Origin of the sequence: Armatimonas sp. (assembly GCF_043760365.1) — a bacterium.
Classification (GTDB): domain Bacteria; phylum Armatimonadota; class Armatimonadia; order Armatimonadales; family Armatimonadaceae; genus Armatimonas.
Map to the genome: position 1 here is coordinate 1 of NZ_JAYUPA010000328.1, position 1,889 is coordinate 1,889.

At 59.0% G+C, this 1,889-nt stretch carries 2 protein-coding genes; both read right to left on the reverse strand.

Translation table 11 applies throughout. The features are described 5' to 3' along the window. The coding region (locus ACH2EH_RS08010; RefSeq protein ID WP_395140586.1) for a type I polyketide synthase at nt 1-1,379 on the reverse strand (1,379 nt) is incomplete at its 3' end. A gap of 24 nt (nt 1,380-1,403) precedes the next feature. Then, a partial coding sequence (locus tag ACH2EH_RS08015) for a phosphopantetheine-binding protein (protein ID WP_395140587.1) occupies nt 1,404-1,889 on the reverse strand: 486 nt, incomplete at its 5' end.

Sequence of the window (1,889 nt, forward strand, 5' to 3'; positions counted from 1 at the left end):
GGGTGCTTAGCAAGATACTGCGCAAGATTCGCCGCCGCGCTCTCCAGCGCCGTTTCAGAGCGCGCAGAGAGGCACAGCATTTCTCCTCTAATCTCTCCCCCGCTGGCCGGGGGCTGGGGGGCTTCCGAAATCACCACATGCGCATTGGTGCCGCCAAAGCCAAACGAGCTGACACCCGCGATGCGTGTTTTGGCATTGTCTATGCGCCAGGGCTTAAGTTCTGTATTGACGAAGAATGGGCTGGTGGCCCACTCGATCTTGGGGTTGGGTTTGTTGAAGTGAATCGCCGGAGGAAGCTGCTGGTGCTTGAGCGCCAGAATCGTTTTGATGAGCCCTGTGACTCCCGAGGCGACATCAAGGTGTCCGATATTGGGCTTGAGCGTGCCCAGAGCGCAGAACTGGGTGGCGTCGGTGGTCTCTCGAAACGCACGGGTCAGGCCCGCAATTTCTATAGGATCACCGAGCTGTGTTCCCGTGCCGTGGGTCTCGACGTAGCTAATCTCGTCGGCACTCACTCCCGCGAGTGCCTGTGCGAGCGCAATCACATCGGCCTGCCCGGAGATACTCGGTGCGGTGAAGCCCGCTTTATCGGCCCCGTCGTTGTTGATCGCTGCGCCACGGATCACGGCATGGATCGTGTCGTTGTCTTTGAGAGCGTCTTCGAGCCGCTTGAGCACAACCACCCCAACACCGGAGCCAAAGACCGTGCCGTTGGCCTGCTCGTCAAAGGTGTGAACCGTGCCATCGGGTGAGAGAATGCTCCCGGGGACGACAGTATAGCCGTGCTCTTGGGGGAAATAAATCGCGACCCCCCCCGCGAGCGCCATATCGCACTGATAGGACTGAAGGGCATTCACCGCGTTCACGACTGCCACAAGTGATGTCGAGCAGGCGGTGTTCTGCGCCATTGCGGGGCCACGAAGCCCGAGCTTATAGGCCACGCGTAGGGCGACATAGTCTTTCTCATTGCCCAGCATCACCGTCATGGCACCGGCAGTGCGCTCCAGCTCCGGGTTCTGGCGTACGAGGTGCAGGTAGGTATTATTGCTCATTCCCGCCCACAGCCCGATGCTGCCAGGGTAGTTTTCGGGGACGTAGCCTGCATCTTCGAGGGCGGCCCAGCAGGACTCTAAGAAAACACGCTGCTGGGGATCGGTCGCCTCGGCCTCGCGGGGCTGGTAGCCAAAGAAGCCCGCGTCGAACTCCTCGGCACCAGTGAGCGTCCCGCGTACGGGCACGTAGGTGGGGTCATCGGTTGCCGCAAAAGTCGAGAGTGAGCAAACTCCCGTGCTTATATTGTGCCAGAAGGTCTCCAGATCGGGTGCGCCCGGAAAGCGTCCGACCATGCCAACCACAGCGATACCTTGTGTCTCGTCCATACGTCTTCTCTATTGATGTCGGTATTAATTTCGGCGAAGACGAGCGATTGCTTCACGTTGTCGTGCCGCTCGGTCACGAATCCCGTTGTTTTGCGAGGTCTGTGTCGGCTGTGAAACTCTCTGGGCAAGTGCTTTGGCGCTGGGATACTCAAACAGCTCAACTAAGCTCAGCTCGATATCAAAAAGCTTCTTAAGGCCATCGCGGACAATCGGCAAGAGAAGGGAGTGTCCGCCAATATCGAAGAAGACATCGTCACCCGTCAGCACCTCACTTGTGCCAATCACTTGTCGCCACAGCGCTAGGACTTGCTCTAGCGGTGTCTCACACATCGAGCGGGAGCTAGAGGAGGGAGGAGAGGGCGGCACGGGCAAGGCACGGCGATCCAGCTTCCCATTGACTGTCATGGGGAAACTCTCCAGATGGACGAACGCGGTGGGAACCATGTAGACCGGCAGGTGAGTGCGCAGATAAGCTCCGAGCGCACTTGGATCGGGTTTTTGACCGATAGT